At 54.7% G+C, this 8,131-nt stretch carries 4 protein-coding genes; 2 read left to right on the top strand and 2 right to left on the bottom strand.

Going from position 1 to position 8,131, the window contains the following annotated elements; translation table 11 throughout:
• Positions 1-27: 27 nt before the first annotated feature.
• Positions 28-4,281 carry an ATP-binding protein gene (locus tag ASF69_RS10545; protein WP_062587307.1) on the top strand — a complete coding sequence of 1,418 codons (4,254 nt, stop codon included), beginning with the start codon at positions 28-30 and terminating at the stop codon, positions 4,279-4,281.
• Between the two features lie 156 nt (positions 4,282-4,437).
• A complete protein-coding gene (locus ASF69_RS10540) occupies positions 4,438-4,947 on the top strand; it encodes a DUF4231 domain-containing protein (RefSeq protein WP_062587306.1) in 510 nt (169 codons plus the stop codon).
• Between the two features lie 553 nt (positions 4,948-5,500).
• Here ASF69_RS10540 and ASF69_RS10535 read toward each other — a convergent pair.
• On the bottom strand, positions 5,501-6,526 hold the full coding sequence (locus ASF69_RS10535) for a hypothetical protein (protein WP_156462041.1): 1,026 nt from the start codon (positions 6,524-6,526) through the stop codon (positions 5,501-5,503).
• A gap of 282 nt (positions 6,527-6,808) precedes the next feature.
• Positions 6,809-8,128 carry a hypothetical protein gene (locus tag ASF69_RS10530; protein WP_156462040.1) on the bottom strand — a complete coding sequence of 440 codons (1,320 nt, stop codon included), beginning with the start codon at positions 8,126-8,128 and terminating at the stop codon, positions 6,809-6,811.
• Between the last annotated feature and the right edge of the window lie 3 nt (positions 8,129-8,131).

Genomic DNA, 8,131 nt, shown 5'->3' with positions numbered 1-8,131 from the left:
CCCCCCCCCGTGCCGCAGCAACAACGCGTGAGCGTGGTGTTTTCGTTTGCGGGAGAGCCTAAAGATTTTCCAGCTGAGCGCTGCGAGAAGATCAGTGAGGCTCTCCGCCAACATTTCAACGACGAATCCATTGAGCTGGAGCGAACCGAAAGCGGTTCGTTCCACATGATTTTCTCGCTGCGGACCGAAGACGTTGCACGCGCTTCGGACCCAGCTCTCGTTGAACTCTTATGGGCAGAGTTAGAAGTCTCGCTGACAACTGTGGTCGAAGAAGACGCCTTTGTTGCAGCCCGCTCCTCCATGAAGTCTCTCGAAGCTGCTTCGCAGGAACTTTTGGAATGGTCGAGGAGCTTACCTGACGGCACCGAAATTCCTCGCCCAGAACTCGCCAATCTACTGGCAAAGATCGAAGGCGCCGAGGGGTCAACGACCGCTCTGCTTGGCGAGCCGGGCGCGGGCAAGTCGGCGCTTCTCGCTACGCTCGCGCGGCATCTCAGGGAACATAAGCTACCCTTCCTCGCGATCAAGGCCGACCTGATCGATCCATCGGTCGCCGATGAAGAAGCCTTGCGCGTGGCACTGGGACTGAATCAGACAGTCACTAGCCTGCTTTCAGACATTGCCCGGATAAGGCCGGTCGTTCTCATTATCGATCAGCTCGATGCTCTCGCAAGCTACCTAGACCTGAAAACTGGTCGATTGAATGTTTTGCTCAACATCGTGCGTCGGCTGGGTGGAGTCTCCAATCTACACATTGTAGTGTCTTCACGAACCTTCGAATACGAGCACGATACTCGTCTCAAAACAGTGCGCGCTGACAGCCTTTTCCTTGACTTACCCGCATGGTCGACCGTCCTGGAAATCTTGGAACGTAACGGCGTCAGCGCAGCGGGATGGCCGGTGGACGCACAACGCCTGATGAGGTCTCCCCAGACTTTGAAAACCTTCTTGAGTCTGCTTGACAGAGGCGGCGCCGACGATTTCACCAACTATCAGAAATTGCTGGACCGGCTGTGGAAGGAACGCATTCTCACGGCACCAAAGGGTGGCCCGCTTGCAGCACTAACTTCGCGAATAGCGGAGGATATGGCCGAGCACGAGAACCTATGGGTTCCGAGCGCACGATACGCAGCCGAGCCGGAGGGAGTCGCGGCATTGATCGCCGCCGGTGTTCTGACCGACTTCGGCACGGATGGTAAGATTGGGTTCACACACCAGACTCTGTTCGAGCATGCGCTCGCCCGTTCCTTTGCGGAGAAAGAGGGGCGACTTTCGGCTTACGTGCTGGGGCGACAAGCGTCACTTTTCATTCGGCCAAAAACGTTGGCTGGCCTCTCTTATCTCCGAAATGTCGATCCTCCAACGTACTCCTCTGAAATAGAGGTAATTTGGAATGGGGCAGAGCGCCGGCATCTTCGCTTCCTGCTTGTCGAATTCCTAGGCAGTCAGAGTGCGCCAACAGAAATCGAAGTTTCGCTGATGCAATCCGCACTCGCGTCGGCCACGCGCAGAATTGCATTGCAAGCGATGCAGGGCAGCCCTGGCTGGTTCGAACGCTTGAAGCACTCGGCAATAACCGAGGCAATGACCATATCCGCCGAAGTCGGCATCGCGACGACCACGCTCATGAAAGCTGTGCTGTTTGACAGTGCCAGCGTGGTAAAGCTGATTAGGTCGGTCTGGCTTCACAACACAGAGAATGACGGAAACGTTTGGGCCGTGCTTCAGGAAGTGCCTAAGTGGTCCGATGCCGAACTTGATTTGGCAACTCAAGTCGTCAAACGCTCGGACATTGCCGATTTTGCTTTCGAGCACGCAATTTCCACGATCGGTGCCGAGCAGCCAGACGTTGCACTAAAGCTAGCTCTGGCAAGGCTGGACAAGCAGTTAGCGGCGACAATGGTCGAGTCCGCAGCGAGAGCTGCGTCAATCGACGCCGAAGACGAAGGATCGCTCTCGTATTACTTGAACGGATCGCAATCCGAGCCCTTCCACCGGCTTCTGGAGCAAAGCGAGGGCTATAACACTCTTGACGAGATCGCTCGGACGCGACCGAGAGAATTCCTTAACATTCTTTGGCCTTGGCTTGAGCGGGCGCTTGCCGCGCTGGCCAATGTAAAAGTGGAACGAGGCGGACTCGGCTACGCAATTCCCTATGGCGTCGGCCTACATTTTGAGGAAGAAGAGTCCAGCCAATCGCGGGAGCACGCCCTCCTCACGGCCTTCGTCACCGCCCTCGATTCGCTCGCCGATGAGGATCCCGAGGCCGCGAAGGACTGGATTATCGATCATCAAGACAATGACACGGTTCCGACTCACCGTTTGTTCACACACGCGCTAGCAACGCACGCTGACAAGTTAGCCGACTTCGCGCTGACTTACTTGCTAAGTGACGTAAGGCGGCTTCACCTCGGCAACGTTCACGACGGAATCGGAACGACAAAGCGCCTTATCGAAACGGCCGCAGCGCACTGGTCCGACGATCAGATCAGGCAATTCTGTGAGTTTGTCGGATCTTACAGCCCGTCCCCTGGAGATGAGCGGGATCCAAAGGAACGCCGTAGCTTCTTTCGGGCCGTTGAGCGCATGAAACTGGAACTACTTCAGTCGCTGCCGACTGAGCGGCTTAATGAGACAACAACGCAAAAAGTCGCCGAGGGCGTGCGGAAGTTTGGTGAGCGGCGCATTCGCGCTGGCGTTCAGGTGCGTTGGGTTGGTTCTCCAATGTCGTTGGACTCCATGTCCAAGGCAAAGGACGAGGAGATCGTCAATGCCTTCAAGCGGCTACCAGACGCGACCAAATGGGACAATCCACGAGACTGGATGAAAGGTGGCAATGTTCAGCTCTCCCGTGAATTTGCAAATTTCGCAAAAGCAAACCCGGAGCGTGCTTTTAAGATCATCGCCGAACTAGATCCACAGTTCGGGACACGCGCCGTCGGATATGCGCTTGCTGAGCTCGGCGACGTTGCCGATCCCCCGACATTCGAACGTGCTATTCTCGATTTGGATAGCCGCGGGTTTACCGGAGAGGAATATTTCGGAAGCGTTGCGCGCGGCCTAGAGCGAATCCTGCATCGAGACAAGCCACTCAGCGATGAGATCGTGAAGCTTCTAACCGGGTGGCTCACTAAACCTTCGGATCCGTCTACTGCCATCAGCGTTGAAGACGACGGAGAGGAGACGCTCCTCGGCACTGGCGCCGAAGAACTGACGAAGCCCTCCGGGAACGGATCCGTACTCTGGAGAATGGATGGTTTCGGGGTGCTGCCGCATGGAAATTTCCCCATTCTCGAGGTGCTGGCGCGAGTCTATCTCCAGCGAAAGCTCCCAGACGAACTAATCGCGCTTTTGCAGCATCACATAGAACGGGGGGACGACGTGCGGGTGTGGAGCGCAATGCTGCGTTTCATGCAATACGTTCGGCCAGACGACTCCACGAAACTACATAAGTTGCTAGCCGAACTATTCGCGCGATACCCCGGACTGGAGACATCCCGCGAGGCCGCGATCCTGTTGGCGCATCTCCAGTGGGTAATACCCAACTTCGTAGAGGGTGTCCTTCTGAAATGGCAAGGCCAAAAGGCACCGTTGGTGCAGCAGGCTCGAGGAGAGCTTGCGGGTCTCATCTCAATTGTCCAGCCCAAGCTCTCATGGTCGACGAAGATGGTCGATGACATCTTAACACAGGGACCACCGGAAGCGCTGACAGGAATCGCTTATGCATGCGTCAATATGTGGCCAGATGAAGCGCTACGGCGGGCGTGTGCCGAGCTTCTAAAGAGGGCAATTCCCAAGGCGGACGATCGCACGTGGTCCGCTATCACCGACTTGTTCCGTATCGTGGATGACATAGTGCCTACGCCGGAATGGCTGGAGTTTCTTACGGCCCTTTCCCCCTTTATCGAGAAGCATGCCACAGTCCAATCGACCTTTATCGTTGATCGGCTGCAAACGCTTCTTCCAGACGCCGGCGAACTGGTTGGAACCATCGCATCTGCCCTACTTGCGACTTGGAAGCACGAGCTTGGCGACATTCGAACCGCCACAGCCGGGTCCGCCGCCGAGCTTGTCGACATCTCAGTTACGTTGCACCGACTTGGCCCCGCGACCCGAGAGCTGGGAATTAGCCTGTTCGAGGATTTGCTTGAGGTGAATGCATACACAGCGCGAGAGACACTTGATCAGATAGACAATAGATTTCGCGGCGCGACGCCGACTGTCCGACGCCGGTTGCCTCGTAAAACTCGCCGGAAACCTGAAATGCGAAAAACATCCTGAAAAACAAGCGGCAACTTTCAGAAGCAGACGCCCTCTGAGCTAGACGGCGTCCGAACAGGACGCTTTCGAGGCGACGCTGCAGTTGATGCGCAAGGCATTGAACAAACGATATCCCATGAAGCACGTGAAACTGCTTTGCTTAGACTGAAATCTTTGATGAGAGCCTTTGATATGTTCCGTAAGGACAGAACCCTTCCAGAAGACACGTTTGCATCTGCAGTTGACTACTATTCATCAGTGCGAAAAGGATTTCGCAACAAGGCGGACCACAATAAAATCGAGGCTCAGCTTTGCTTCTCGATAATTATTGCCTGCACACTAACCGCACCGCTATTCGTCACGCTTGGCAAAGACGACCTTTGGGCTAAAGGTGTGCCGTCATTCTTGTCAGTCTTAGCGGGCGCGCTGACAAGCTGGCTGCAGCTTCGCAAGCCGCAGCGTCTGTGGATGATCTATCGTCGCGCTCAACGGGAGCTCGAAGAGCACAAAGCGAACTATGATTTTCGAGACGGCGATTTTGCGGAATGTTCGAATCCCGATCAACTATTAGCCCGTAAGATTACAGGCGTGAGTCGGTGGGTTCATGACACTTGGGAAGGGCTTGTACCTGAACAGGAATCTTTAGCCCATAGTGCGAGGCTTGAGAAAGTATCGCCTGACCAATAACGCACCCATGCGTCTAATTCTCGAACAGGCTGAGGTTAATAAGAGTTCAACCCAAGGGCGCGGTTCGGTCCTTATAACATCCCATATTGAACAAATGGCCAAAGATGGCGGCTGCTTTGGGAAAAGCAAGGATGGCCGCCACGACGCATCGGGGGCGTAAAGCTGACATCAGGGTTTCTGATCGAAATGTCCGGTTAGGGCTGATATGGAAATCATTTCCGCTCACGCAAAATGCCTGCCAGATGGCCAGCTCGGAGCCTGAACGCGGTTAGATTTAAAAGTTTTGCTACAGAAGCGCCCTTCGGAAGATCGACCGACCCTGTGCATTTGCCGTTACGGACCTTCAACGCTGTCCTATAGGTCACAGCATACGCCTGAAAGCTAAAATACGCCGGTCTCGCGTTGCCCTTCCGCCAGACGGCGCAGACTTCATCGTGCCGCTACTCCTTTGCTGACGGACAGGATCGTACTTCGCCTTTAGAGAGGGCTCTGAGGGGCCGTGCGTCGTTATTGTAAATGGTCATTCCAAATCGACAGCTCCCCTTTTTGCCTTTTAGGCACGAAGTTCGGAGAGCTCATGGAGATAGGCCATCGGATGCTTTCGAAGCACGTCATATCTGGCCTTCGCCAACTTGTTTCCTGACCCCAGCAAACCGGCAAGGAGAGCGGCTCCTCCCCCTAACCCGACGACTTGTGGAATCGGTATACCGGGTAGACCTGCTGCTGCACCGAGTAACCCTCCTCCAGCGACCACCAGAGCTACCACATCCTTAGACAGCCACGCATCTCGCTTCGCAAATCCTAGCTCTTTCTTCAGATCGGCAAGGTCATCCTCCATGTCAGAACGGAAAGCCCGATCCAACTCTTCGCGATCCGGTGAATGAGGATCGACGGTGGCGATCTTTGCTACGTGCGTCTCCACTGCTTGCTGGTAGTTGTGTCGCAACTTCCGGTAATCTCCGCCCGATTCTCGCGCTTCTCGCTTCCGATATGCTATGAGGCGATCGAATGGGATACGGTCGACAGCGATCCCCTTTAACGTCAGCGGAACCACACGTATGACGTCGCCGGCCGGCTGTGCGACCTTCACTGCGTTGGCTATAGTTGCGTAAGCCAGATCACGATCTGTTATTCGCGCTCGAGTACTTCCAGCCAGCACATCTGCGAGAACGGCCATGAGTGACAGGCCTGCCGCTTGGCTCATTGGATAATCGTGGTTGCCGAGATATCTGTTGGTTACCCTATGTTCAACAAGCAGATCCCATGTCTCGGGCGCAAGTTTCTGTGGCCATACGTCATAGTCAGTCTTTCCAGACCTTGGAGAATAGAAAAATGTCTCGGGCGTCCCGCCACGCAGAAGATCTTCCATCAGCTCGTGAACACGAAGCTTTTCCGCTTTCGACGGACACCGGGATTGGCCTATGATTTCCATCGCTTCGCCCATGTCGCGATCTCGGTAGTTTGGCCGATAACCGCGAAAGGGCACGATGTATTCCAAACTATCCCAAAGGAGGAGGCTGGAATGCATAACGTTTTTGCTGCGCACTTCGGTGTGGGGAAAGTAAAGGGCAGTCCGCATTCTTAACTCCCTCGTCGCTAACAAATTGTGGCCCAAGGCCGACTCAAGGAATTAGGCTTACAATGGCCATCATCTCGTGGTGTTTCGACGAATTATTATGGATGAGCCGCGGCTCTTGTGAAGGGAATTCGGCTGATCATTTAGAAAATTCAAGCGGCTGGAAAACACAGACGACACAGAGAAGCATTTCACCTCGCGCTTCTGAATTGGGCATTACAGACAGCAGCTTAAGACGGAAATAATTGCCGCTGGACCGCTTCAAAATCCGCAAACCCCACTGTATTACACCCATGCATACGTCATTACCTTTTTCCAGCGGAGTGATGTAACGCCGTGCTTTACGGCATAGGATGCACCGAGCGTACAGGCATGCAGATGGAAGATCCGTGCATTCTTGACGAGTGCTGTCTGCTTCGGCTCAGCGGCAACGTGCTGCTCAATCAGGAAGATATGCGATATGTCGTTGGCTTGGTCCTGCCCGATTAGTTCTGTGACTGCGAGGATATATCGGTTGGGGATCACCTTTGTCTTTTCCAGATCGCGCGCGCCGTCGATCACGTTGGTTACCGCCTGTTGATAGAGTCGATTTGCGTACTCGCGCACCGGCGTGAAATGACGCGGGGCCGTTCTACCACCAAAACTTGAACTCCATGCAGCAAAGGTCACAGGTATCGGAACCAGCGGCCTGAGAGAAGTTCCTTGAGAGACGGCATCTTGCCGCTGAGCACACCAGTCCTCGAAGTGCTCGCCAAGTGACACATCTAAAGGCATATATTCTCGAAATTTTGCCCACTCATCGTGATCGAGTTCCGGAAATGTCAGCCCCACGACCGGGCTTTTCTCGCTCCCAGTACTATTCAGACGTGCTCGACCAGTAATGTAGAAGTCGGAGCTCTTTACCATGGGAGGCGCGGGCTTAACGAAGGTCTTGCCGTCGACCTCGAATGCTGTATCGAGGATTGGCCCTTTAGTCATATCGGCTGACAGCCCATTGATGACCGCATCCGTCATTGCGCGCTCGGCATAATGATGAAACGCCTTCCGCAGCGCTTCGTACTCCGGGAAGGCCATATCAAGGGAGATAGGAACATAATCGATCGGCCATAAAGCAATCGTATCGAAACCATCGCTGTGAAGGTAGGCGCCGGCAACAACAACGCCGTCGATTTGTTCAGTATCATTTCGTGCACGACGGCCGGCCATTTCAACGATTTCATCATGATCAAGCGCCGTGTTGGCGTTGTTGACGATCATCAGAATTGATCGTTTCGCGTCCGGAAATTCGGATCGAGATTGTGCGAGCTGCCCCTTCGCGCTCTTAACCGCGCCCTTAATCGGGCCTTCCATCGTGCGATCGTAACTCCGCCGTCCGGCCAGATCGAGACGCTCGCGATCTAGGACATGAACCGGCCTTTCTGGGTCGAGCACGGTGAACAAAGCAGCAAGCTTGGCCTGCCGATCTGCTTTGCTCAGGCCTTCGTCATCAAGAATCTTCAGCTCGATCACTGCATTACCGACAACGTAGTCGGCGTTTCTAGTAGCTCGCCGGTCGTGATCCGGATGTGCTCGTCTGCCACCTGCACGCTCCATAATATCGTTCACAAT

The sequence above is a fragment of the Rhizobium sp. Leaf311 genome (assembly GCF_001423445.1).
Classification (GTDB): Bacteria; Pseudomonadota; Alphaproteobacteria; order Rhizobiales; family Rhizobiaceae; genus Agrobacterium.
Note: the sequence above shows the minus strand (reverse complement) of the source record. Positions and strands in the feature narration are given on the sequence as shown.